At 52.4% G+C, this 26796-nt stretch carries 17 protein-coding genes; 11 read left to right on the top strand and 6 right to left on the bottom strand.

Annotated elements, in window-relative coordinates; translation table 11 throughout:
• Positions 1–1077 (top strand): glycosyltransferase family 2 protein, encoded by a 1077-nt coding sequence (locus C491_RS17155; protein WP_005558600.1) that lies wholly within the window; start codon positions 1–3, stop codon positions 1075–1077.
• 779 nt (positions 1078–1856) lie between these two features.
• Here C491_RS17155 and C491_RS17150 read toward each other — a convergent pair.
• Positions 1857–5585: a hypothetical protein gene (locus tag C491_RS17150; RefSeq protein ID WP_005558598.1), complete on the bottom strand. Its 3729-nt coding sequence runs from the start codon at positions 5583–5585 to the stop codon at positions 1857–1859.
• 623 nt (positions 5586–6208) lie between these two features.
• On the opposite strand from C491_RS17150, the gene C491_RS17145 reads away from it, so the two are divergent.
• The 4 genes from C491_RS17145 (at position 6209) to C491_RS22720 (ending at position 11209) form a co-directional block, all read left to right on the top strand.
• On the top strand, positions 6209–8101 hold the full coding sequence (locus C491_RS17145) for an asparagine synthase-related protein (protein ID WP_083909384.1): 1893 nt from the start codon (positions 6209–6211) through the stop codon (positions 8099–8101).
• Between the two features lie 367 nt (positions 8102–8468).
• Positions 8469–9245, top strand: coding sequence for a hypothetical protein (locus tag C491_RS17140; RefSeq protein WP_005558594.1), 777 nt, complete (start codon positions 8469–8471; stop codon positions 9243–9245).
• 187 nt (positions 9246–9432) lie between these two features.
• The gene (locus C491_RS17135; protein WP_049892241.1) at positions 9433–10272 is read left to right on the top strand and encodes a M14 family metallopeptidase; all 840 of its coding nucleotides are present in this window, start codon (positions 9433–9435) and stop codon (positions 10270–10272) included.
• A 118-nt stretch (positions 10273–10390) separates the two neighbouring features.
• Positions 10391–11209 (top strand): hypothetical protein, encoded by an 819-nt coding sequence (locus C491_RS22720; protein ID WP_152421377.1) that lies wholly within the window; start codon positions 10391–10393, stop codon positions 11207–11209.
• Between the two features lie 640 nt (positions 11210–11849).
• On the opposite strand, the gene C491_RS22135 is transcribed toward C491_RS22720, so the two are convergent.
• Positions 11850–12989 carry a glycosyltransferase family 4 protein gene (locus C491_RS22135; RefSeq protein WP_083909383.1) on the bottom strand — a complete coding sequence of 380 codons (1140 nt, stop codon included), beginning with the start codon at positions 12987–12989 and terminating at the stop codon, positions 11850–11852.
• A gap of 109 nt (positions 12990–13098) precedes the next feature.
• Positions 13099–14199, bottom strand: a complete 1101-nt coding sequence (locus C491_RS22130) for a sugar-transfer associated ATP-grasp domain-containing protein (RefSeq protein WP_160167168.1) — start codon at positions 14197–14199, stop codon at positions 13099–13101.
• A gap of 423 nt (positions 14200–14622) precedes the next feature.
• On the opposite strand from C491_RS22130, the gene C491_RS17130 reads away from it, so the two are divergent.
• The 4 genes from C491_RS17130 (at position 14623) to C491_RS17120 (ending at position 20719) form a co-directional block, all read left to right on the top strand.
• Complete coding sequence (locus C491_RS17130) at positions 14623–15945, top strand: phenylacetate--CoA ligase family protein (RefSeq protein WP_049892233.1); 1323 nt, start codon at positions 14623–14625, stop codon at positions 15943–15945.
• Positions 15946–15996: 51 nt separating this feature from the next.
• A complete protein-coding gene (locus tag C491_RS17125; RefSeq protein WP_005558587.1) occupies positions 15997–17409 on the top strand; it encodes a flippase in 1413 nt (470 codons plus the stop codon).
• Between the two features lie 123 nt (positions 17410–17532).
• Positions 17533–19080: a hypothetical protein gene (locus tag C491_RS22715; protein ID WP_152421376.1), complete on the top strand. Its 1548-nt coding sequence runs from the start codon at positions 17533–17535 to the stop codon at positions 19078–19080.
• A gap of 976 nt (positions 19081–20056) precedes the next feature.
• Entirely contained in the window at positions 20057–20719 is a 663-nt protein-coding gene (locus C491_RS17120; protein ID WP_005558585.1) for an ABC transporter ATP-binding protein, read from the top strand.
• Positions 20720–21025: 306 nt separating this feature from the next.
• On the opposite strand, the gene hypF is transcribed toward C491_RS17120, so the two are convergent.
• Entirely contained in the window at positions 21026–23419 is a 2394-nt protein-coding gene (gene hypF, locus C491_RS17115) for a carbamoyltransferase HypF (protein WP_005558583.1), read from the bottom strand.
• Positions 23420–24798: 1379 nt separating this feature from the next.
• Positions 24799–25107, bottom strand: a complete 309-nt coding sequence (locus C491_RS17110) for a HalOD1 output domain-containing protein (RefSeq protein ID WP_005558580.1) — start codon at positions 25105–25107, stop codon at positions 24799–24801.
• Positions 25108–25149: 42 nt separating this feature from the next.
• On the opposite strand from C491_RS17110, the gene C491_RS23020 reads away from it, so the two are divergent.
• The gene (locus tag C491_RS23020) at positions 25150–25806 is read left to right on the top strand and encodes a DUF7344 domain-containing protein (protein ID WP_449289272.1); all 657 of its coding nucleotides are present in this window, start codon (positions 25150–25152) and stop codon (positions 25804–25806) included.
• Here the strand turns inward: C491_RS23020 and C491_RS24040 are convergent.
• Positions 25783–25914: a hypothetical protein gene (locus C491_RS24040; protein ID WP_275040019.1), complete on the bottom strand. Its 132-nt coding sequence runs from the start codon at positions 25912–25914 to the stop codon at positions 25783–25785. The genes C491_RS23020 and C491_RS24040 overlap by 24 nt on opposite strands.
• A gap of 552 nt (positions 25915–26466) precedes the next feature.
• On the opposite strand from C491_RS24040, the gene C491_RS17100 reads away from it, so the two are divergent.
• Positions 26467–26775, top strand: coding sequence for a hypothetical protein (locus C491_RS17100; protein WP_152421375.1), 309 nt, complete (start codon positions 26467–26469; stop codon positions 26773–26775).
• The last annotated feature ends 21 nt before the right edge of the window (positions 26776–26796 follow it).

Genomic DNA, 26796 nt, shown 5'->3' with positions numbered 1-26796 from the left:
ATGTACCGCGAGCACACGATCGGCGTCGTGATCCCGGCGTACAACGAGGAAGGGTTCATCGGCGACGTGATTCGGGGGATGCCCGACTACGTCGACCGCATGTTCGTCATCGACGACTGCTCGAGCGATGGGACGTGGGACGAGGTGTTGCAGGCGGCCCGCGAGGACGCCGGCGTCAGCGAGTCGTTCGTCGAGGCCAGCGGGCAGGAGCTCGGCTACGCCAAGGAGGCCCGCACCGACGGCGGCGGGATGCTCGCCGAGCGCGCGATCGTCCACGATCCCGTTGGACGGGTGGTGCCGATCGAACACCGCGAGAACCTCGGTGCGGGCGGGGCGATCAAAACGGGGTATCTGGCCGCTCGAGACGCGGATGTGGATATCACCGCCACGGTCGACGGCGACGGCCAGATGGACCTCGAGCAGATGACTCGTCTGTTGGATCCGATTGTCGACGACGAGGCCGACTACTCGAAGGCTAATCGGTTGTTGTACAAGGAGTTCCGCGAGGATATGCCGCCGTTCCGCTTCTTCGGGAACTCGATTCTCACCTTCCTGACGAAGATCGCTAGCGGCTACTGGAAGACGATGGACCCACAGAACGGGTATACGGCGATCTCGAGTTATGCGTTGGAGAACGCCGGGCTCGAGGACCTCTACGAGTACTACGGCTACTGCAACGACCTGCTGATCAAGCTGAACGCGAAGGGGATGCGCGTGGCCGACGTCGCGATGCCGGCGCTGTACGGCGACGAGGAGTCCTCGATTAGCTATCCGAGCTACATCTGGAACGTCTCGGGGATGTTGCTTCGAGGATTCCTCTGGCGGCTGAAGGTGAAGTACCTCGTGCTGGACTTCCATCCGCTCGCGCTGTTTTACTTCTTTGGGGCTGGGACTGCTGGCCTGGGAATTCTGGCCGGTCTCTGGGCACTGTACACTTCCCTATTCCTCGGCGAGTCGCTGTTCATGCGCGGGACGGGAAGTATGATGCTGTTCACGATGGGCAGCATGTTCCTGATGTTCGCCATGCTGTTCGACATGCAGGTCAACGAGGGGCAGGAGACACAGGTTCGGGAGTAAGCTCGAGAGAACCGGTTCTCGCTTTCGATTATCGCGCTCAGTCGCTTCACAATACACGATCGCGACCGAATTACTGCTGTGCGATTAGATGGTTTCCCGCCTCGGTCGGCAGTCACTGGAATCTCCTCGTCTTGGAGTCGGTCTTCGGCTTCGTCGCGATCATTGGGGTAACCGACGTCGATCTACCAGTCCTCGGGCCTGATTGTATCGATCTTTTGTTCCAACTGGGATAAGCAAGTCGACGGCATCGCTGATCTTGTGCTTCCCGTGGTCGGAAGGTTGTCGAAATGACAGGCATTAAAGATTGGAGGTGTGGACGTTCGTTGAACTTCCCGACGCCATCCGTGATCTCGCCGTGGGAATCCGTCCGCAGACATTGTAATGGACCGTATCATCCCAGAGAACGACTTGATGAATATGTGTATTATGTGGGTTACTTGATCATTGAACTTTAGTCTAGAGAAACTCCAACGACGGTTCCGCTCATGATCGACCAGCCAGACCCGCCGCCCGAGAGACGCGTCGTGCTCTACGTTCGACAGTATGCATCCGGGGCGCTTGTCGAGGAATTGTCGTCGATCGGGTCGGCGTCTTCCCCACTGTTTCGTCGTCTAAGGAAACGGCCCCAGACTCCGGTGTCACGTCACAGAACGCAACGAGTTCAACCGCGAGGAGACCGGTCGGTCGAAAGCTCCGGTTTCCGACGTTCTACACGCATTGAACGCAGCCAGCCAAGACCACAGGGAAGGCGGAAAAGCGTCGGACTGCTGTTTACGTAGTTACGACAGTTCAACGTCGTCGAGATCCGGATCGTAGCCTCCACCGAGTGCCGGTCGGTTTTCGGCGTCGATCTGGCCCGAACTCAGCGTGATATCCGGACGACGGATACTGACGCTGCCGTTGTCGTTTGCCGTAGTCACGTCTTCGACGGTGAAATCCTCAATGAGCACACCGGATGGGTCCGTGTCACTGGTATACGTACACCGGATCGCCGGTGCATCGACGGGCGGCCCACAGAAGAGGTCGAGACCGGTGATCTGGCCGCCGTCGGCATCGCTGTTGATTCTGAGGATGTCGTTCTGGGCGTCACTGCCCTCGATCTCGATTCGTTCGGCGAGCGGTTCGCCACCCTGGAACCAGAGGCCGGCACCGGGATAGATCTGGTCGGAAGCCGCATCCAAAAGGACCTTACAGTCTCGAGCCTCGTCGGCGGCACCGATTCGGAGGGTCCCGTTTCCGCAGTTGACCGCTGTCCCGTGGACGATGAGGTTCTCGCCGTCACTGTTACTCACGTAGAATCCGTTGTCGACGTAGTCCTCGACATAACACTGCTGCCAGAGGGTGATCCCTTCGTGTGGCGGGTCGGCACTGAATCCGATCGAGTGTCCGACCGACGGTTCGTCGGAGTCGGCGATTTCACCATCGGGGAAGCTGAGGTTGCGGACCATCGAGAGCATCTCCGGATCGCGCGTGTTGATCAGACAGGTGTACCGGCCGCCGCCCTGTGGGCCGTGTCGCCAGCGCGAGCCGACGAGTTCGACGTTGTCGATCAGACAGCGACCGACGTGTGCCGTAATGAATCCGGAGTCTCGCTCCGATTGGTCGGCAATGTCGAGATCGAAATCCTGGAGGACAACGTGTTGGGGCGGGTTGTCGTCAGCCCAGGTACCGAGTTCGAACGCGACATTGACGCTATGGTCTCGGACCTGGAGGGTCGCTCGTGGCTCTCCTCTGATTTCAAGGTACTCGATCGGATCGGGGAGAACGAACTCGGTGTTCCAGTTGTACGTCCCCGCCGGCAGGACGAACTCGTGGTTGACCTCGTTTTGGGCAGTAATATACGCGATGAGCTCCGCGGCCAAGTCTCCGCTCTCGTCGATCGAAGGTTCTTCGACGACGTCGACGGTCGTAACGTCGAGCGAGCGGTTCTCGAGGGAGGACGTCAGTCCACTACCTGCCAGCGTCGTTTGAATCTGATCGATGCAGTACCGGTAGCTCTCAGTGAACGACTCACCGGTGAAAATTCCGTGTGTAACCGAGACCAACTCACTCTCGAGTGGGTAGTCGGCCGCTGCTCGCCCCCGGGTGTAGCTTTCGCCATCGCTGTCACACAGTACCCAACAGACGTCATCGGCCTTGAGTTCGACATCGAAGACGAACGTGTCTCCGGGGTTGAAGCCCTCGATTGACTGTTGCCGAAGAACGTTTCCGGAGTCGTCCGTCAGATACGCCGCCGTAACGTCCGTTTCCCCGGAGAGGCGACACTGCAGACCACGGATAGGCTCCGTTGCCTGAATGCGGACACCGGACCAGTCCGTGAATCCGGATTGCGCTTCCTCGTCGTTCCCGAGACCGAGTGTATCCACGTTCGTGTTCGCTCGTACTGTTTGAATCTGATCGATACAGTACCGATAACTAGTGGTGAGAGAGGTGCCTGTAAAGATCCCGTGTGTTGCCGAGAGATGGTCACTCTCGAGTGGGTAGTCGACCGCTGTGCGACCTCGAGTATAGGCGTCACCGTCTCCATCACACAGAATCCAGTAGACCTCGTCAACACCGAGCCCAGTATCGAACATAAACGTCTCACCCGGCTCTAAATCAGCAACTGATTGCTGGGAGAGGACGTTTCCGGAGTCGTCGGTGAGATAGGCCGTGGTGACGTCGGTTTCAGCGGAGAGCCGACACTGCAATCCATGAGCTACTTCCGTGATTTCGACACGAACGCCGGACCAGTTCGTAAACCCTGACTGGCCCTCCGCATCGCTCCCCAGACTCAGTGTATCGACGTCGTCGCGTCCCTGAAGTGTCTCTATTTGGTCGATACAGTACCGATAGCTAGTGGTGAGCGATTCCCCGGTGTAGATCCCGTGTGTTGCGACGAAAGTGTTGCTCTCGAGTGGGTAGTCGACTTGAGCTCGGCCTCGAGTGTAATCCTCACCGTCACTATCACAGAGGACCCAGTACGCTTCACCAGCGGCTAGTACATCATCGAATACGAACGTTCCGCCAGACTCCACGTCAGCAACTGACTGCTGAGAGAGAACGTTTCCGGAGTCATCGGTGAGATAGGCTGTGGTGACGTCGGTCTCCCCGGAGAGTCGACACTGAAGGCCATGAACCGCTTCCGTGAGTTCGACGCGAACACCGGACCAGCTCGTGAACCCGGACTGGGCCTCGTCGTCCGAACCCAGATTGAGGAGATCCGTTGTACCCGGTGAGTCCGGCGTCACAAAGTTCGTCTGTTGCGGGACGATTCGATCGACACAGTACCGATAGCTCTCGGTTTGCTGACTGCCACCGTAGATACCGTGTGTGATATCCAGGGCGGTACCTTCGATAGGGTAGTCGGCTGCCGCTCGGCCACGAACGTAACTCCGACCGCGAGCGTCGAAGACGATCCGGTAGGCCTCGCCTGGCTCGAGCGAACTCTCGAACGCGAACGTATCGCCTCCGTCAAGTGTCGCGACCGTCTGTCGTTCAAGAACACTGCCATCGTCCGTCGTCAGATATGCCGTCGTGACATCCTCGGTCTCTGTCGAAAGTCGACACTCGAGTCCGTGGATGGATTCAGTGACCTGAACACGAACGCCGGACCAGTCGTCTAAGCTGCCCCAGGATTGGCCCTCATCGTCAGTTCCGAGGTTCAGAGCTTGACCGGTTGGTTCGTCTACGTCCGGAATCTGGATCTGGTCGATACAGTAGCGATAGCCCCCGGTTTCCATATCACCACCGTAGATTCCGTTCGTCGCTATGAGTGAGTCGCTCTCCAGTGGATAGTCTGCTCCAGCACGACCACGAACGTAGCTGTCTCCGTCTGCGTCACACAGCACCCAGTAGGCCTCGTCAGCGACAAGCCCAGTATCGAACGAGAAACTCTCCCCGCTTCCGAGATTGGTGATCGATTGCTGGTCGATAACGTCTCCAGAGTCGTCAGTCAGATACGCCTCGGTGACACCACTGGTCGCTGCAGACAACCGACAGTCGAACTCTGCGACGTCCGTGGTCGCTTGAATGCGAACCCCAGATGGCTGATCTAGGCCGCTCCACGACTGTGACTCCTCGTCGCTTCCCAAGTCAAGTGTCTCACCACCGAACGCCGGGCTGATCCGATCGACACAGTAGCGATAATTACTCGTTGTTAACCCATCGCCGGTGAACACCCCGGTCGTCGCGACCAGTGAGTCGCTCTCGATCGGGTAGTCAACTGCTGCCCGACCCCGGCCGTACTCATACCCCCGGGCATCACAGAGGATCCAGTAGGTTTCGTCGGCCTCGAGTTCGGTCTCGAACGTAAACGTCTCTCCGGGACTGAGCGTCGCGATCGACTGTCGCTCGAGGACGTTACCTGACCCGTCAGTCAGGTACGCTGTAAGAGCGCCCGTCGTCCAAGCAGAGAGACGACACTCGAGTCCATTGATGGCCTCAGTCGTCTCGAACTCGAAACCGGATCGATTGTTCAGGTTCTGCTGATGATCGTCATCCGCGAGATCGAGTACTGCCTGGGTCATCTTTGCACACCTATCTCTCTCGTCGCATTGCTCACGCCACCCGTTTCGTGTCCGTCGTGTTGGGTTTCCGGTCGTCGTCCCATCGTTGTCTTGTATTAGTGTATTGCTGCTAGATTGATTTCTGAAACTATACTATTGTGGCCTTCAGTTATTGAGCTGATGGTCGTTCGGATAGAGTATATTACCTAAAGATAGAATAACCCATAATATAAATCATTTACCCTCCGTGGAACATAGAAGGCTATTTATGCTATTATTTTAACAGTGTAGGGAAAGTGAAGCTCCCAGAGGAAGTAGTGGACGGCTCCTGCACCGTCCGGATTCGGTTGTGAGGGGAATCACAGCGTGGTCGCGTTCGCGAGACGGCTCTTATATAAAGAACTCCTCCTTCACTAGTAAAAACATATATTGCACCTCCCTATTGATAGAACAGTGATGCCGGGAATCGAAGGTCGTGTTTCGGTTGTCGTCAGTTCGCTTGGAGTCCGTTGTTCTGAACAGCGTCGGTTTGGTCGAACAATAGCATCCTCATGGGAACAAAGCCGTGGTACAACCAGAATCAGCGGCTCTGGACTCATCTCCTGGATTGACTCGTCTAATACTGGGCTCGTGTGTGGTTTTCGATGACGGTCGCACATGGTGTGGTTTCCACCGACGGATCGCTGGACCAGAAGGTGTTCGAGGAATGGCTTCCTGGGACTCAATTACTACGGTACACGACCGACGAGGTCGCCGTTGCAACATCTCAAAGGAGCCATCAGCCGACAACTGCCGAAACGGACTCGGTTCGGTGCTGGCTCATCGGCGAGGTCTACGGTCGCAGTGTTACCGGACGCGACGGTTCGGAGGCCTACAGGGCCAGACTCGACCACCTCACCTCCGCAGAGTTCTGTCTGTCCCTCTATGAACGGTCGGGCTTCGCGTTCCTCGAGGAACTCAACGGGAACTATACGTTGTTGCTCTACGATGAGACTCGCCGACGTTTTGCCATCTGTACCGACCGGTTCGGGACGGTCCCCATCTACTGGACGCAGACCGACGACGGGGCTATCGTCTTCTCGACGAACATCCAGTACCTTCCGTTCCATCCGGCAGTCGATACCGCGTACCATCCAGCCTATCTTCACGAATATCTTGCGTTCCGATGTACGTTCGGCGTCAGAACACCGCTCGAGGGAGTCGAGAAGTTCGAGCCGGGAACGATCACCTCGGTCGTGCTCGACGAGCGTTCGATCGGGACCGACCAGTACTGGCGTCCCCACTACCAGCCACGTGACGAGTCCTTCGAGTGGTTCGTCGAGGAGTTCGCTGCTCGGTTCCAGACGGTGATCGACGAGTGGGTACGAGACGACCACGAGTACGGTGTGTTGTTGTCGGGGGGGCGGGATTCGCGACTCATCCTGGCGGCTCTCGACGACGCGACTGCGTTCCATATGAACGACTGGATCAATCGCGAGGCCCGGACTGCGATTCAGATCGCCCTCCTAGCCGGTGCGGAGTTCCACCTGCTTGAACGCGGCGCAGCCTACCGAATCCAGGCGCTCAAGCGCAATCGGTGGGCTGATTCGTTCAACGGCTGGTTCAGTCAGCCCTATACGAGTGGGTTTGAAGCTGAGATCACCGATCGCGTGGATGGTCTGTTCTCGGGGCTGTACAGCGACTCACTGTTCAGCGGCTACAGCGTCCCATCGCCGAGGGTGTCACTTGGACCGCTGGGTTCGATGGCGGTCCCGATCGAGCGTTCGATCGAGACGATCGACGAGTACATCGACCTGCTGCTCGAGCGCGCCCACGACAACCTCGAGATGCCGACCGATCTCCGGACGATCCTCGAGTCGAACATCTACCGTGACGGCGACCGAATCATCCACCACGGGGTTACCTACGAGTCGCTCGAGGACCTGGTCTACTACGGGAGCTGTTACCCGCTTTCGAACGACGACGATATGCGGGTTCACAGCGATCTTCGTCGGATGCTTCCGTACCGGTCACCGTTTCTCGACAACCGGCTGTTGGACCTCTCGCTGTCGATGCCGCCCCGATACCGGCTCCAGCGCGATCTCGTTGGCCAGGCGGTGACCCGGCTTGACCCATCTCTTGCGGTGATCCCTCACGCCAGCACCGGAGTGGGACTCTCACGGCCGTTTCCGATCCAGTATGTCGGCGAACACCTCTTAGAGCTCTGGCAGAAGCATCTGTCCACCCGATCGCCACCGGAACCGTATATGACCGATGGGCCGTGGCTGGACGATGTCGAACTGCTTCGCTCGTTCGAGTTCCCGACCGAAGTGCTCAGCGAGTACGGGCGGTTGGCCGACGCATCTCCTGGCCCGGATGCGAACGCGATCCGCGAGCTGTACCGAGCTCACTGCAACGGAGAGAACTATACCGGTGAACTCTACACGCTGTTGACGGTGTTGACGATGCCGGTGACCGAACAGCTTCTCGACGGCGAACTGCACTCAAACCCCACCGGGGTTCGTCACCAACGGACAGTGGTCGACGAGGATGACTGAGAAGCGTCTACGACCGGCCTCGGTGGTACCGGTCTCCCCATTGGATATCACGATCCGGTCTGGTTGGTCTCTACTTCGAAACGGTAGCGCTGTCGCTACACCACCCCCTCACTTCTGAGCAGGCTCCGCTGGCAGACCAGACAGCCGGGATCTGCCACTCGTCTGTTGGAGGCTCCGCTGGTTGCTGCCACGGGAGGCCGGGAGCAGCAAGGCCGTACCGAGGACAGCTCGTGACGCTGGGATATGACCGAGAGAGAGAATTCACTCCACAGGAACCTGTATTGAGAGACTCTCCGAGCTAACCGAGGCACGGAGTGATTTCAATCTTATTGAATAGATTTATTAATCGAAGGAATCATGTACAAGTATGAACAGACGGCTTTTCACGAAAGTCACAGGTGTCTCGGTAGTCGGGGTCCTCGCCGGTTGTACGTCTCCTGACGACGATGAGTCGGAGGATACTGACGACGGGGCAGTAGCCGAGGACGACGATGAGCCGGCCGATGACGATGCCGAAGAACCGATTGATGACGAACCCGAGGAGACAGACGACGATGTCGGTGACGAGGATCCTGCCGATGACGATCCCGATGAGGAAATGGATGAAGACGCCAGTGACGAAGAGCCTGTTGACGACGGTACGGACGAGGAAGCAGATGAAGACGCTGACGATGAGGAACCAGCCGACGATACCGATGAGGAAGCAGACGAGGAGACCGACGACGAGGAACCTGCCGATGAAGACGCTGATGAGGAATCTGAAGACGGGGAGGCCGACGAGACGGATGAGGACGACACCGATGACGACTCGTCAGAGCCGGACGAACTGGATGCGGAGCTCGTACTCGATGACGAGCTAGAGGATCTGCTCGAGGTCGACCACGAGTTCGTTTGGGAGTCCTCCGAGGGCTCACACCTCTGTAACATCAACGTCGAGATGGACAACACGTCGGCAACTGCCGAACTCTACTACGAGGGGGTTGGGATGATCACCGATGCCGATGGAAATCACCTCTCCAGTGACGCTGCACGCTTCAGCCTTGATCCGGAGAACAGTTCCGAGCACAGTTTCTCGCTCGATCAGTGTGCTGAGACGGCTGCATACCGTGTCGAGTTCGAAGCCGACCAGATCGTCGAGGAGTGAGTCAGGGAGGACAGATCGGCCGATAATCCGCGTATAGGACCTTCTTTTGGGAAGGCTGCAGTGTTCCCGGTCGACGACGTTCCGAGTTGGTGAGATATGTGTCTTGGTACCTCACATATAGCTCTTACCCACTGTATGAATTGTACTAATTTTATATACTATAGTCATCTTTTCTTGTATGGTTACAATGCAAGACAGATCGGCAACAAAGAACTCACAGCAGCGATTAACTACCAGCCGGCGAGCCCTTGTCGTCGGCGGCTCGGCGACGGTACTCGGCTCGTTCACGCTCGGGACGGTCAGTGCTGGGGAGTCGGTCACCGAGGAGGTCCGAACGCTGCGTTCGGGAACGCGCTACGAGACGCCGGCCTATATCCGTGAGGCGCCGACGGCGGGTGAGACCGTGGTCGTCCTTGGTGGTGTACACGGCAGTGAACGGGCTGGAATCGACGCCGCACACACAGTCCGCGAGTGGGAGTTCGAGCAGGGAACGCTCGTCGTGATTCCCGAGGCCAACGCACCCGCGGTTCGCGACAGTACGTATAGCGGTCCTGATGGCGATCTTAACCAGCAGTTCCCGTCCGGTCAGGAACCGACGACATCGATCGCCGAGGCGATCTGGGAGTTCATTACCGAAATGGATCCAGCGGCCGTTATCGATATGCATAGTTCGATGGGCATCTGGGGATCGTCTCGTGGACCCAGCGGGTTCGGCCAGGCGATCTTTCCGTCCGCTGCAGGTGGCTCTCGAGAGATCGCAGGTCGGGTCAATCGCTTGCTGAACGATGAGTTGATCCACGCCTCCGAGGAGTACGACAGCGCCTACGAGTTCACAGTCGGCAATACGCTTGCAGGTGAGCATCCCCGTCTAATCCATAAGGTTGCTGCTGATCTTGGCCGAGCAGGATATCTTACGGAAGTAACTCGTTATGGGACCGATCTCCCAACTCGAACAAATTGGTCTGAAGCGATTGCCGCCGAACTGCTTAGGAAGCATGGTATTGGGGTTGAGAAAGTCCCAAAATAGATTGGAACTATAGTAATATCCGAATATATGTAGGAGTAGATGGACGATTTAACACTCTTTATATATAATATGGCCCACAACCAAGGGTCTTATATACTGTCGATTTATCCCCTACAATATGGAGACAAAGGGCGTTTTATATATTGCAACAGGGAAAAGATTTGCACGAGAGGCGGCTATATCGGCAGAATCTATAAAAAAGCATATGCCTCATATTGATATCGCAATCATGTCTAACGAGGAAGTAACTGAAGAGGTTTTTGATGAATATATAAAAATAAGTAATCCTGATTTTGATTTTTCTGACCAAATAGGATATATTTTAAATACACCTTTTGACAGAACACTGTGCATTGACACCGATATCTATGCGGATTCTTCTTTTGAGGAAGTCTTTGACCTGTTAGATGAGTTTGATATAGCTGCTGCCCACAATCAAAATAAAAAATCATACGAAATCCCGAACGTACCGGATTCGTTTCCAGAATACAATACTGGAGTTCTGTTATACAAAAACACACCTAGATTTAGAGATTTTATTAAATCCTGGAAGAAAAATTACGATCAACTGAGTACGGAAAGTGAAACTCGAAATCAACCAGCGTTTCGACGGGCATTGTATTGTAGTAATTTAAGAATTGCTACACTTCCTTCAGAATATAATTTGATGGTTCGGTATCCAGGCCATGCGGTAGGCAAAGTTAAAATTTTTCATGGGAGACTGTTAGATATTGAATCACCAGGAGCTGGGAAATATCATGATGTTGAGGAAGCAGCTAAAGTAATAAACTCCACTAACCAACACCGTGTTTTTACACAAATAGGTGGAATATCATTATACACCAATAAAGAAGAGTCCACAGTTGGAAAGGCCCTCATGTCGTATCAAAGAAATGGCTTACTTGGGACAATAACGAAAATCAAAGAAAAGTTATGAATTAATTCAATTAGCACTGTCTAACCAAACCGGTTTGAGACGTTGAGTGATTCGTTAAGTTGATTTGAACTACTGCTAGTGGACCTGCTCAGCGAGAACTACAGGAACGACCGGACGGCAAAGAGTCAAAGCCTGACGGCGTTCGCCATCCGTTTCCATCAGACCGGTCGTTTATTTCATTATATAATAACTACTTTCGCTGAACTAGGCGTCGGACGCTCTCACAGACAGCCTGGAACTAATAACCCGACTGGTTGATAGCGGATGCAATTTGTTGACGAGGTGTTGTCGCGGGTCGCTGTTGACGAAACCGTTATTAATGTTAACAGCAAGTGATCATTGTGTTTCTGCGTGAATTCTACGGAAAACATGATCTGCTTGAAGCTAGAGTTTCTTGTAATCAATTCGACTATCGAGTTGCACTCTCTCGATTAGAATTGAACGAGCAAGTGAACTGTACCGATTGGGACCTCGTCAGAAAGTGATATTACATCCCCAAAACGCGAATCGATCGCTCCAAGACACTTAGGCGGATAGTCGGGGAACGTACACGCATGTGTTGAATAGTTGGTACATCATTATATGAATCAAAGAATGCACCTATCGATTGCTAGAAATATTTGGCCGAAATGGTACTGGATTAGACAGCGCTATTCGCTTTTTCCATCTCTATCATATAGCTCTCATATTCGTCTGCAACTTTCTCTATTGAAAACTCGTTCTGTAGTAGGTTTCTACCATTTTCTCCAAGATGTTTTCTCTTTTCCACATCCTCTGCTAATTTTGAAGTATCTTTGATCAGCTCTTTCATTGAACCAGACACATATCCAACGGATTTTGAAGATAATAATCCGTCCAGTGAAAATGAGTGCGAAATAACTGGTGTTTTATATTTCCAAGATTCAAGGAAAACATTGGGGAACCCTTCATATTCAGATGTGTTTATCAGCATGTATGAGTCATTATAATATTTATATATCTCGTCTGGATGAACAGAATTGATGAACGTGAGATTTGGTATTGACTTCGATCTCTGTTCCAACTCTCGGTGATATTGAACGTCATTTGTTTGCCGACAGATCATAGTGAAATCCATTGACGGAAGGGACGCAGCCAAATCAAGGAAGCGATCAGGACGTTTTTGATCGTAATCATCCGTTCCAATCCAGAGCACGGTATTTCTGTTATTGTGATCTTTGATATCTTGTTGGGTTTCCACCGTGTAACCATTAGAGATGACTTTCGAGTCCTGTCCAACCAATTTCTTTGTCATACGCTTTTGCTTGTTTGTTTGCGTGACCAGAAAGTCTGCGTCGGAAAGAGCCCGGAGATAAGCGGTTTTCACAAAGAACGGGAATTGGCTTATCTCGTCCTTCTTTACGTCTTTATCATTGGCTAAACAAAACGCGAAATTACTTTTTAGTGCTTTTGACAACATATAAATACTTGCGCAGAGTGGTGGGGCACCACGGACATAATATATATCAGCGTCAACTTTCTTCATCACATATAGAAGTTTTACCATACGTACGGGTAATTTCCCATCTAAACCATCATGTTTGGGACATCCCTTCCAAACTTTAATATTATTGATTTCTATTCTATTTGGTTGGCCATAATCTCCAACAATAAAAGATATGTCGTGTCCTCTAGAGGACAACTCTTTTCCAATTAAATATTGCTGGCGCTGTGCACCACCAGCAGCATTATCCTCAGTGGGATGTACATAGTGATATAGTTTAGGAGAAATGAAGCAAAGGTCTAGTTTTTCAGTACTCATTTTGACTCTGAATGGGCGAGTTCAGTCTACTAACGATAAATAGCTGGCGAAAATGATCGATTTAATACCAAAGACACAGATCATTGAAAATCGTATTTAATTTCACCAATCAAATCACCTCTTGAGTGCGGTAGAAATCTCGGACCTGACTATCTCTTAGCAGGGGTTCGTGCACCTGAATCAAATCTGTATCTGAGTTTGCATTCGCTTCGATTATTTTAAACCCATCCTTTTCTGTGACTATGATGTCCCATCCAAGATATCTGAGTTCGGGTATGTCGGACGAAGCGGATAAAATCGTCTCACAGATTGATTCCCACTGGGGGACAATTACTCCTTGAATTTGAGCACCAGTGTCTGGATGAGAACTATGCCAAGAAACAGTTGTATCTGAGTAGCGGACAGCAGATCCTAGCTCTCCGGACCTGCCGACCTCAGCAGATAGACCGCCTTGAGTGAAATTGTCTACAGATTCAGATCTGTTAGTTCCGATCCGGTGGACTGCACGAGCAATAAACGGGTCGTCATCTTGAGGATTCATCGTGATCATTCGGATCGTATTTGGAGTATGTGGATAAATCTCTGAAATATATTTGCTCTGTTTACAAAGCTCAGTTACCATATACCCATCTAGTGAAGAAAGATAATTTCTTAATTTGACTTTGGAAAGTGGTTTGCCATTAAAGTAGTAATCTACGCCGTCAAACTTAATAATATAGACTTTCTTGCCGGCTGCCCCTGTGTGGCCTTTGATTACCAGTTCACCTTTCATATCCAAAAGTGAAAAAATATCTGAACCAGACCCAATAAGAACACCTTGGAAAAGGTCACCAAAATATTCTGGCAGGTACTCCTTATATCCTCGATCTGATAGCAAATGGTGGAACTTTCTTTTGTCATTTACATGTTTTTGTGATAATCCATTTATGTTCCACGCATGCTCTTCGTGAATATCGGTCAGATATGACCTTGACGAATATTCATCAAAATTATATAAATAATATGACTTCGGTAAGAACCCATCTCTCCACATTTCGAACCGTTCAGACCAATCGGACGGGGCCTCAGAGATTTGGTTCGCAAAATCACGGGTGAACGCTGAGCGTTCCGCATAGGGCGACGGGAGCGTTGCTTCTGCTACTGCGAGTACGGCCTGTAGCGAACCCTGGTTGCGAGCAACATTAATGAGTGTCTGTATTTTTTTAGTCACTAATAACAAGTACACACTCCTGGGCATATAAGTTATTCTGATATGACCGATCAGGATATAGTATATAGTTTGCTGCGATTGTGAAGTGAGTAGCCATAGATTGGGTTATGCTAATGCTCGTGAGTCTCCATGGTGAGGATTAAAATGAAGCTAAACACTCTCTTATGAAAAGTGGTTCTAGATCTCTGAAATCCGAGTGAATTTTTCACATCTTATGAGTGATCGATTGAGTGAGCGCACATGAATGGACTGACAGTTCGTACATTTCTATAACTACCAAACCTATGAGAACCACTCGATAGACGGTTTGTGTTGGCCATCCTAACAATGAACCCAGTTTAGAATGGACTATGATACCTGTTATGTTTGATATCTCAGGCAGGAAACCAACAAATCTAAGTCTAAGACAACATTCCACTGAATATGGTATTGAGAAAGCACGTCTGGAAATTAATTCTCAGGTATCGACGCTCTGTCTTAAAAAAGCATAACACTATTGGTCATTGGGAATCACTATCTCCAGATGCTATAGAACAATGCAATCAAAAAAGGTTGCAAAGAATGTTGGATTATGCCTATAATAATGTTCCATATTATAAAAGGAAGTTTGATTCTGCTCCGAAAGCAACTCGAATGAGTGACCTGCCACTGCTTGAAAAAGAGGATATCAAAGAAAATTACGAAGATTTGAAAGGAGATGGTATTCAGGACCGAGATTGGTACAAAAACGCAACTAGTGGATCAACGGGGCAACCGACTGAGTTTGTCCAAGATGCGCATTATGCATCTTTCCGTGAAGGATTAAAAATAGTTTTTGATGGTTGGGGGGGTCGACAGATTTCAGAACCGAAAATTAAGCTCTGGGGCTCAGAAGAAGATTTGTCCAATGGCAATAGCATTAAAACAAAGCTCGGTAGGTGGCTTCGGAACGTTACTTGGATAAATGCATACTCGATGCGCAAAGAAGACTTCCGAACTGCATCCAATAAGATCAATGATGTAAAGCCTAACACCATTCATGCATATGTTGAAGCAGTCGCGAACCTTGCAAATTTCATAGAGGAGAACGAAGTGGCAATTTATTCTCCCAATTCAGTAATGACGACTGCCGGAACTTTGCGCCCAGAGATGAGGAATCAAATCGAACGAGTTTTTGATTGTCCTGTACATAATCGGTACGGGTCTCGGGAATTTGGCACTATTGCGAGTGAATGTGCATGGACAACAGGGCTCCATTATTGTCCTATGATTCATCATATAGAGATCATCGATCCAGATACTATGAGTCCTGTTGAACCGGGAGAGTCAGGTGAAATCGTAGTCACTTCGTTGACTAACTTTTCTATGCCACTCATCCGATACCGAATCGGAGATATAGCAGCATTTCATACAGGGAGCTGCGAGTGTGGATGTAATTGGCCAATGATAACTGATGTTCAAGGACGTGTGACTGACCATTTTGTTGCTTTAGATGGATCTCTAGTTTATCCTGGAGTACTCCGAAAATCGCTATATTACTGCGATTGGATTAATCAATTCCAAATTCACCAGACTGATAATGACCGAGTTGTATTTCGATTAGTATCTGACACAGAAACTCCACCCCAGTCAGATCTCGAAGAGATATCAGACAAGACAAAGAAAGTTCTTGGTGAGGATGTTACTGTTGAGTTTGATTATCCGAAAAGCATTGATCGTGCTGACTCAGGAAAGTATCGATATACTATATCGGATGTCTCTACATAAGAGCCCACTATTTCGAAACACACATTTTTCGAGCCAATATTCATCAAAGCAATGGATTTAATAAAATCTGGAGCTAAAATACTCTCTGCAAGATCTATTTCATCTGGGATTAAGTTTCTCGGACTAGCCTATTTTGCTCGAACTGTTGGCGCAACAGAACTTGGAATTTTCTTCATGTTCCAGGCCATCCTTTCTTTCCTTGTAATACCCTCCAATTTAGGAATTCGACTGGCTGTTGAAAAAAGAATAAGCGAAGGTACCAACAAATCAAAATACCTCACAACTGGTTTTTTGATAAAAGCTCTCTTACTATTTGTCGTTTCAATATCCATAATGATTACGTCTGATTATTTAACAATGTATCTTGGAGAAGACTTAACATTGTTATTAATAATCGCTCTCGCGGCTCGAGAATTAAGTGATCTATTGATCGCAACAATTCGGGGAGAGCTTCGGGTGGGTGATACAGCCATTATACAGTTAGCATATGCAGTCTCTTGGATCGGGGCAGGAGTTGTCCTTACTACGGTTGGTTATGGCCTATACGGCCTTGTATACTCGCTCATTTTTGGCTATGTAGTGAAACTTATCTGGGCTTTTTACAGAAAAAGAACTACATTTGGAAGGCCTAATCTCACGCTTGGTTGGTCTCTGGTCAGCTACGGAATCTATAGCATTATTCCATCCATTGATGGAGAAGTTCATAATTGGATGGATATATTTTTGATAAGCATATTTATGACACCGGCAGCGGTCGCTGCCTACGAATTTGCGTGGCGTGTTTCACAAGCCTTCAAGGTACTAATTGGAGCGATAAGCGAAACAATATTCCCGCAGATAAGTGCATGGAATGAGAGTGATTCAGTTAAGAGCCTCGAGAGGTTAATTCCGCGTGCTATCACTCCTGGTCTGATATTCGTTTTTCCTGCTGCAGGGGGGGCCTGGCTTCTCAGTGAAGAAATTCTTAGATTTGCTTTCGGAGCAGAATACACTGTTGCTGCTGCAGCACTCGTGATTCTCATGATTGGAAAAGCACCACGAATGATCCGCGCCGTCATCGGTAAGTGCCTTTTAGGGATCAACCGGGCCGACCGCGTTACAATCGCGTCAATAGTAGATATTGTTGGAAACATAGCTCTGAATCTACTGTTAATCCCAAGCTACGGACTTGCTGGTGCTGCACTTGGTACCACGTTGTCCCTCACGATTGGTTTCTTAGTAAGGTGGTGGTACCTTTCCCAGGAACTCACCGTAACAATCGATTGGAAGACGGCCACTTGGTGTTTAGGAGCAACCACCGTTATGACAATAATTCTATGGGCGATCTTAACAGTTATAGAAGTCAGTAGTATCTTATCATTGATGGCTGTTATAACAATTGGTGCCGTTGTTTATTTCTCTGTTTTGGCTCTCAACCATGAACTGCGGGCTGAGGTACAATCCGTTATGGGATCGTTTTCATAATAATATATTGGCTCCCTGCAGTCAATAATCAAAACATCCATATTATAGTAGCCGAGGAGTTTCTAGGAAAGAATAATGGCTCGGCAAAGATTATCGATTCTACCGCCATCTATTATTATAATAGTGGCTACCCTCACCTATATATTTAGCTTAAGTTATATTATTGTGCCGGTGACAATGGTCACTTGTGTGCTTTTGACTCTGGCTCTCTATTTATATAGTAACGTTAGAGAGGGAATTGTCATCGGCGCGTTGAGTTTTATTGTTTCCACCGTTTCTGTTTATTACCATGCAATAGCCTATTCGACAATTGGAATAGATCAGAGTAGATTTGCTTATTCAGTTCGTAGCGTCGTAGAATCTGGTACAACCGATTATATTCATTCTGGTTTTTATAACGACATACCACTGTTCTATCTACTACCATCGATGTATAATCTCATTTCTGGTGGAGAATATATTAGTCCACTTGTGATCTATTCTGCTGGTGCTGGCCTAGTGCCTATGTTTGTTTACTTGTTCTCTTCCCGGTTAGGTTTGGAAGCGAAACAATCAATAGCCGCAGCAGGATTAGGATCACTGCTTCCTATGTATCGTTATTTTGCGTTTGAACCAAATCCAAATTATCATCTCTTTCTGATTACGCTGGTCCTGGTCTTTTCTCTATCTATGTTTCTAAATAATGATGGCCAAAGATCACTTCTTTTAGTCGTTTTAACGATGGCCACTATTGTATATTCACACAAGTTTGCTACAATAATAATATCTATTGTCGTGTTTTTGATAATGATAACCTCTATTCTAGGGGAGTATGGTATAATCCAGAGCAATTCTCAAGGTCGACGACAACGGTATGGTTTCTGGGCGATTCTAATGGCTTTGGGAGGTGTTTTGGTACTTTTCCAGTGGATCTATGTTGGTGATTATCTTTATTCAGCCTTCTCGAGAGTATTCGTGCAGTCAGAAAGTATATCTGTCGTACCGACGGCAGCAGAGAGTGTCTCGGATCCACTTATTTGGCATAGTCATGTAATTGTCCTTTTCGGACTATCAGGAATCGGTTGGGTCTACTCATTGAGAACCACAGATCTATCGGAAGAAAAAGCCCTGCTACTTTCCTATGCCGCTGTTGCTGCATTTTTATATATTGTAGCAACGGTTGGTGGGGTATTACCACAACAGCGAGCGTTGCTGATGAGCGAACCGATCTTAGCCCCGCTTTCTATTGTTGCTATTTCATTACTGAACCGAAAGTCGATTATAGCTATTATAGCTATTAGTGTAGTATTGTCTTTTTCCCTTGCGCCGATTGCCATTGCTGACAATCCTAATCAACATAAATATTATCTAGATAAAGATGAATATATGGGGCAAGAATTCATAATCAGTAATTCTGAGAATCCCGTTTATGCTGATCGAATTTCTACTTCCAAAGCAATGGAGATAGACATAGAAAATGATTTCAACCAATTTAATAACAGCTTATTAAGTAAAGAAATAAATGACTACTCACATGGATATATTTACCTTCGTAGTGAGCAAGAGGAATTCCTCATAAGGGGGAGTGAATTGGATGGCTCTACTTGGCAACTAAACTACGATTTGGATAGTTATCTAGACAACAATAAAAATAAAATATATAACAACAGCGGTTCAGAAATCCATCACTAAGACGTTGTGAACCTTTCACTTCTCATCGGTACTATTATTTAATTATAGTAGTACCCTATATTTGTGACACGGTTTCCAATTGTCGTCGAATTTGTGGGAAATCCTGCATCAGGTAAGTCAACGATCGCCCATGAACTAGAAAACCAACTTCGTCCCAAAGAAGTGAAAATCAAAAATAGAACATATTCATTGACACACGAGACAAAGTCAAACACTAAGCGACACCTGATAATGGTCGGATTAGCACTACTGAGTGCTCTTCGTCATCCAGTTCAATCCCTACAAATAATTTGGTCGATACATAAAACTCAGCGGCGGTCGTTGGTCGATTTTTAAAATTAACACTATATTGCTTATATATACATACTATTTATCAGAAGTCCACTTCCGCCTCTGGAATCGAAATATTAGATCAAGGGCTATATCAATTTTTGTGGTCTACTCGTCTCACAAGTAGCAGTACGAATAATAATCCTCTATGCAGAATATCTGATATTTTTCCTGACCCATCTACACATGTTGTTGTTTTGGTTGAGCTCGATGGAGAAGAATCGATATCTCGGTTAAAGAAAAGAGAATCTAACCTTAGTCGCCTTGAGGAAATATCGAGGGAAAATAGTGGTAAAGCATCCGGACTATGTGAGAAAACATATGATGACATTAGGGATATAGTGGAAAAGTATTCTGAACGCAAAGGTTCTGTTAAAATAGTTACCATAAACTCTTCTTCTTATAATCCAAGTCAATCGTCTAACATTGTCTTGGAAAGGTTAGAAGAACTGTCTCACTGACTCATAGAACACAGTAGTAGAATCGTGGATTCCTACTGAAGCCACTACCCTCAAGGCATTTCGAGAATATTTGCTATACTCTACAAGAGCAGATATGTCCTAAGATATCCCACTAGTTAATTAGTCGTACAGCATACTATATCAATACAGAAACAATAACGTGCTAAGAATTCATAGCCGAAACTATGGATGTACCTGTACTTGAGACCGACGACGTCTCGGTTCGTCGCGGGGACCAACCGATTCTCGAGGAACTGTCCCTGTCGATCCCGGCCGGCTCGCGGACGCTCGTCCAGGGACCGAGCGGTGCCGGGAAGTCGACGCTGTTTTCGGTGCTCGGACTGCTCGAGTCGCCCGACAGCGGGCGAGTGCTGGTCGACGGAACAGACACAAGTAAGCTCTCGGAACGACAGCGGGCCCGGCTGCGCCGGGATACGATCGGAGTCGTCTTTCAGGACTACCAGCTGGTGTCGGATCTGACCGTCCGCGAGAACGCCCTGTTGCCCCAGCACCACGGCGGCAATCGCGACGAGGCGTGGGTCGACGAACTGCTCGAGGCGCTCGCCGTCGCCGACGGGGTGGATCGGTATCCGGCGACGCTCAGCAACGGTGAGAAACAGCGGGTCGCAATCGCCCGCGCGCTCGCGAACCGACCCGATGTCATCCTGGCCGACGAGCCGACCGGACAGCTCGATCCCGAGACGACCGATCGTCTCACCAACGTACTGTTTGACGTGCAACACCGTACGGAGTCGGCGCTTGTGATCATTAGTCACGATCAGTCGCTCGAGGGTCCGTTCGACCGGACGCTTACGCTTCGAGCCGGCGACACGGTCGCTCCTCGGTAAGCCACCTTCGTTGCTTGTGTATCACGTAGATCCTCGACTGGCTTGGCTAACGGCTGGAGACAGCCTAGATTTGGGCGTGCGAGGTCTCACTCGGTTTCCCAGCATCATTGCACGTGGGTGGATGCCTCTTAAGTGGCCTCAGAATTCACTTTCACTACGGTCGACTCAGACTTTTGCGGAACCAGCACGGAGCTCTCAATCGAGTTCGGCCTGTCACACGCTCCGAACTTGTTTCTCTCAACGGGTTGACACGCTCTGTGCAGAGTACGAGTCGTCTTTGTAGTCAGAATCGACCTACACTGTGGGTTAACTGCTTTCTTGATCTCGGGACGCTCGAGTTGCTGCTACCGTAAGCTGTCCGTAGGCAATGCCACCGTCACCGGCTGGAACGCGTTCGTTGGCGACCAGTCGGAGACCCGCACTGGTAACGCGTTCGCGAATCCGCGTCGCGATGTGATCGTTGTACGCCACCCCTCCGGTTAGTGCGACCGTCTCTCGGCCCCGAGCAGTCGCGACGTTGACCGCGAGGTCGGCGAGCTCCCGGGCGAGTACGTCCTGGGCCGTCGCCGCGACGGCGGCTCGAGAGTGGCCCGCCTCACGCAGTCCGACGAGATCCGCGAAGAGTGCCGGGGTGTCGACTACGGGCCGGCCATCGGCCCGCGCCGTCGGAACATCGATTGCGATCGGTTTCCCGTCGGCTGCGAGTGCCTCGACTTTCATCGCCGGCTCGCCCTCATACCGGCGTTCGTCACAGACGTCGAGCAGGGCAGCGACCGCGTCGAGGACTCGGCCGGTGCTGCTCGTCAGCGGGACGTTGTCGCCGCTCTCGAGCTGTCGGACGACGTCGTCGGGCTCCGTGTCATCGCCAGGAAACGAGACGTCATGGCGATCGAGGTGGTCGACGACACGATCCGACTCTCGGGTATAAAGCAGCGCTGCGGCCATCCGCCCCGGGTATCGTGTCGCTCGATCGCCACCCGGCATCGGAACCGGCGCGAGGCCGCCGACACGCTCGAAGTCGGCTAGGGAGGCATCGAGCACCTCTCCGCCCCAGAGCGTGCCGTCGGGGCCGTACCCCAACCCGTCGAGCGTCAGCGCAACGGCGCGCTCGAGGTCGTGTTCGGCAAGGACGCTTGCAGCGTGGGCGTGGTGGTGTTGGACGGCAACACTGCGCTCTGTGAGGCCATCCGTGACCAGTCGGCGGGCGTACTCGGTGGTTTCGAACGCCGGGTGGGCGTCGTGGGCGACGATCGGCGGGTACTCGAGGCCGGTCACGTCGAGCAGGTGGTCGACAGCGCTCTCAAACGACGCGAGACTCTCGGAGTCGTCGATATCGCCGAGATACTGGGTAAGATAGCAGTCCCCCGCATGCAGTACGCCGGCGGCCGCGTCGCGGTCAGCACCCGCCCCGAGTATCGGCGTCGAAGGTACGGAGTCGATCGACACCGGTGTCGGGGTGAACCCCCGTGACCGACGGAGCAGCCGTCGGCTTCCGTCAACGACGCGCACGAGAGAGTCGTCGCAGCGGGCAACGATACGGCGGTCGTGGAGTACAAAGCCGTCGGCGACGGCGCCCAGACTGGCAACGAGGGGTCCGTTGGCGGTCCGCATCGGGGTCCCCGGACGGTTCGCCGACGTCAGTACCAGCGGTGTGTCGACCGCCTCGAAGAGGCGATAGTGAAGCCCCGAGTAGGGAAGCATCGTCCCAACGGTGTAGAGTCCGGGTGCAACACCGGTTGCGAGTCTCAACCCCTCGTCTTCCGCCTGGGACGGGTCGTGTTCGAGGAGGACGATCGGCCGTCCTGGTGACTCGAGTGCCTCCTGTTCTCGAGCGGCAAGGGAGGCAAACGCTTCGACGGCGGCGACGTTCGGCGCCATCACGGCGAACGGTTTTTCGGGTCGGCCGATCCGTTCGCGGAGGCGGGCAACCGCTGCGGCGTTGGTGGCGTCGCAGGCGAGGTGTGCGCCGCCGATCCCCTTCAGGACAACTGTCTCGCCGCGGCCGAGCGCTGTGGCGGCGCGTTCGATCGCCGCCGTGCCGTCGGCGGTGTTCTCGAGTCTTCCCGGAAACGGATCGCGTCCGTTCTCGGCGTCGCTCGTCGGGTGGGTGTCGGCACTCGCCTCGCCGTAGCGCAAACGCGGCCCACAGTCCGGACAGGCGATCGACTGGGCGTGATATCGGCGGTCGGTCGGCTCCTCGTACTCCTCTCGGCAGGCCTCACACATGGGGAATGCGGCCATCGATGTCGCCGACCGGTCGTATGGCAGCGACTCGATGACGGTAAAGCGCGGCCCGCAGTTGAGACAGGCCGTTGCCCAGTACCCCTGGTATCGGGAGTCTGGATCACGAACGTCCTCGAGACAGGCCGCACAGATCGCCGTGTCCGGTGGAATCGTTCCGCCGCCGTCCCCGCTGGCACTGGAGTCGACGATTTCGAACCTGTCGTATACGGCCTCGGAGACCCGGTCGCGGTCGACACTGACGGCGTCCACGCTCGCGAGCGGTGGCGGCTCCTCTTGGAGGTCGTCGAGCATCGCGTCGATGCTCTCGTTCGACCCCTCGAGTTCGATCCGGACGCCGGCGCCACCGCGGTTGTGAACTGTTCCACGGAGTTCGTGTGCGAGTGCCCGCCGGTAGACGAACGGTCGAAATCCCACACTCTGGACGACGCCGGTCACACGAACGGTCGCGCGTTCCATACGCCGACGGCTTCACACCCCGATCACATTAACCGTGGTACCAAACGTACGGGCGGGACCGAATGCCGGACTGTAAAGTATCTGTTACCCGCGGTGGCTTTCGCCGGCAGAGCGTTCGTTGTTGATCGTGTCGCCGCCCTCAGATCCCATGATATTGCCGTCCGACGTCCCCCCAGGCACTCTGCTTGGACCCACCTATGAAATTGGGGTAGCCCTCTGCCAGTTGCGTGTGCGTAGTGCTTGTTGATGAAGAGTGGTCTGTGACCACGGTTTTCTATGGTCAGATACCGGTCAGAACCAATACACTATTATATTCAGTATACACACACAAACACGATGATACCAAACCAAGATCAACTCATGTGGATCGCGGGAGTGGCTGGAATTGGTCTGTCGCTACTCGTGATTCTCCAAGAGAACGGAATCATCTGACCCGGGTTTGTTTCGTCGTTCCCTCACAGTATTGACGGAGTCAACTGCCCTTCGGTGTTCTTGACCGGTGCAGCGTTTCGGGACGACATCCACGCCTTGGTGGGTGTTCGCGACGGCCTCTTACAGCAGCCTCTGATTTGGGTGTACTCTTCTTACTCTGAGTGGACTGCGCTGTCGGTCGACAGGACTCGGAAACCCGTCGCATTGGTGGTGAGGTGCACCTCGTTGTACTTCACCGGTCCATCGACCAACAGCCGTCAGGATACTCGAGCACTACTCGAGATCGCTTCCTGGGCCATCCGGCTCGACCGAGAGCCAGCTCTCCTCACGTTTGTACGTAGTCCGTCAAGCACGCGAGTCGTGAACCGACTGAGAGGGAGAGTGAGTCACCGTGAGAGCACCAGGCACTGATTTCTCCTCTCTTCGGGAGGACACTCGGCAGGCTAGCGACGACTTGGCACCCTGTCGGGATGATGTTGGCCAAAATCGTTTTCAGTTGTGATGAACCACTGCTGTTCGAGGGGTGGGGTTGGTGTGTCCCCCACGGCCTCACCGCGTTGAATGATGGTTACTACCCTTGGACGGCCACATGGCCGCTGCTGAGTCGGGTTTCAGTTTGCATAAGGGGGTCCGTCGCGTGGGAGAGGGTGGAAGAGCCACCAACTCCTCCCGGTCAGCGGGAGACCGGCCACCACCACTCGAGGCGAACCAGTCCTCGAGTGTGAGCACCGCCACTCCACGGGTGCCCCTTTGTTTCGAATCCGACTGTATTATTAAATCCTTCTAAGAAGGTTAGTTTTGTACCTAGTGACACGATTATGTTTGACGGTCGGGTGGAGTCACCGTTCGCGGTGACGGCCCACTGTGATCGTTCGGTCTGGCGTGTCCAAAACCAGTGGGCAGGGAACACGAAACTGCGGCTGTTCATCGGTTCTGTAGCTGGCTCGCTACGCGAGGTCGCTTGGCGTGTCACAGGCCTCTCGTGGCTGCGGTCGGCTGTCGGCGCCCGGCTCGAGTTCTGACCGTGGGATGACCGACACAGTACCCGTCTGTTCGACGGTGACCGTGTACTCACCGTAGGTAAAGGAAACGACACCGGTGAACTCCGTCCGAGAGTGTGGGCCGGTGTGAATCAGCCGCTCGAGTGCCGTCACGTCGATGACGGCCTGTACCGGCGGCTCGAGGGTCGCCGGCTCGACCCCCTTCTCGGCGGCAATCTTGCGGGCGATTTCGACACCCAGTTCCGGTGGTTGCATAGTTCCGGCCACCACAGCCGACTACTTGAAACTCAGTCAGACATGCCCTCACTGAGAACGCCGGTTGGCCTGCCCTCCCCTTTATGTCTGATCGCCAGTCCAGCGTGTGATTGTCTACCAATGGAACGCGCTGACACGGACGCCCAGCTCGCAGCTCTCGCCCACCGGCGCCGGCGAACTGTCTTAGCTTGCGTCCGCGGACACAGCGTCGTGGCACTTGCCGATCTCGCGGACGAACTCGTCGTCGAGGAGCAGGGAACGACAATCGACGCCATCTCCGCTGAGGTCGTTGTGGAGGTGTCTCTCAGTCTGTCTCATCAACACGTCCCAACGGTCGAGGATGCGGGTTTCGTCACGTACGACCAGACACGAGATCTCGTAACGATCACCGAGGCGGGGACCGTTGCACACACCTCCCTCGGATGTATCAGTTCAACGCCCACGAGCCTCGGTCGTCACCCACCTGTCCGGGCGAAGGAGCGTGTTGAATCCGCCGCGCTCGAGCCACCAGGTGTGGTCTCACGGGAGCGTTTTGACTCGCGGTCGCTTCCGGACCACGAAGGTGGCCACCGCTTCGTCCTTTCATCACGAGTTGGCACTCGCAGCTCGACGGGACCGCGGCGAGTTGGGTCTCGACCACCCGTCGAAGACGGATGGACTGTCCCCGCGAGCGGATTAGGGGTGGCTGTACTCGAGTAACAGACTCACCAGTCCGAAGTAGCCGAGCAAAGCGAGGGAGACGGTCAGAACGGCCAGAAACAGGAGGGGAACCGGTCGCCGGGCCGCCGTCGAACTCCCGTAGCTCACTGTGGCCCCCCGTGTCGGTGAGAAAATACGCGTCCGGCAGGTCGTAGCGTGGTGTCGGTTATTGCTCCCGGTAGCGGTTCAGCAAGCGTGCCCCTGAGGCTTGTTGTGTCCATATTCCATAGTGTATGTTGTCCCTCAAAAACACCAGTCAGACGAATGTCAGACGATGCCGCCTCGGCCCGTCGGCGTCCCTGTCGAACGCTATCCAGGGGTCTTCTTGCTCGCTCGAGGCGCGTCGGCACGCTGGGTTCTGTCCCAACCCCTGTACGCCGTCACTGCCGCAGTCGTGACTGGCTGGCATACACGGGCGTGTTCGACTTCATTGCTTTCGAGGACTGGCCGGTTAACCAGGGCACTGGGACTGAGCGTCACCCCGTGAACTGGTTGTCGCCGTGACAGCCTCGGCACGAGGTGAAATGAAATCCAATTGGTGGTACCGTGTGTTTCCCGTGTCCAACCAGTGTGCTGGCTGTCCCAGCCGAGTCGGACTTCGTTCATAACAGACATAGCCAGTAGATATTTTTATGTGTAGATATACATGACAAACGGCGAATGTCACACACTGTTGTGGTTGGCGGGACGACAGTAACGGTCGGAGCACAGACGAGGCTGCCAACCCTCCGGAAGGCACTAGGAATCGCACACGAGACGACTGCCTTCTACCGAACGAACGACGTTATCCGAATCCTCGATGACTCCGAACCCGTCGCGACACAGGTTCCAGATGGGGCGGTCATCGAGTTTCGCTCCGGACCGATCGGTCCGGAAACCGACCTCGACTCCGACGACAGAGGGGGCTCGGATGGGGACTGCGAGACGCGCAACGACGGAGAGAACGATGGAGACACCGAACAGGACTGAGAGGCGCCAGACCGGGAGTGG

Origin of the sequence: Natronococcus amylolyticus DSM 10524, from assembly GCF_000337675.1 — an archaeon.
GTDB lineage: Archaea > Halobacteriota > Halobacteria > Halobacteriales > Natrialbaceae > Natronococcus > Natronococcus amylolyticus.
Note: the sequence above shows the minus strand (reverse complement) of the source record. Positions and strands in the feature narration are given on the sequence as shown.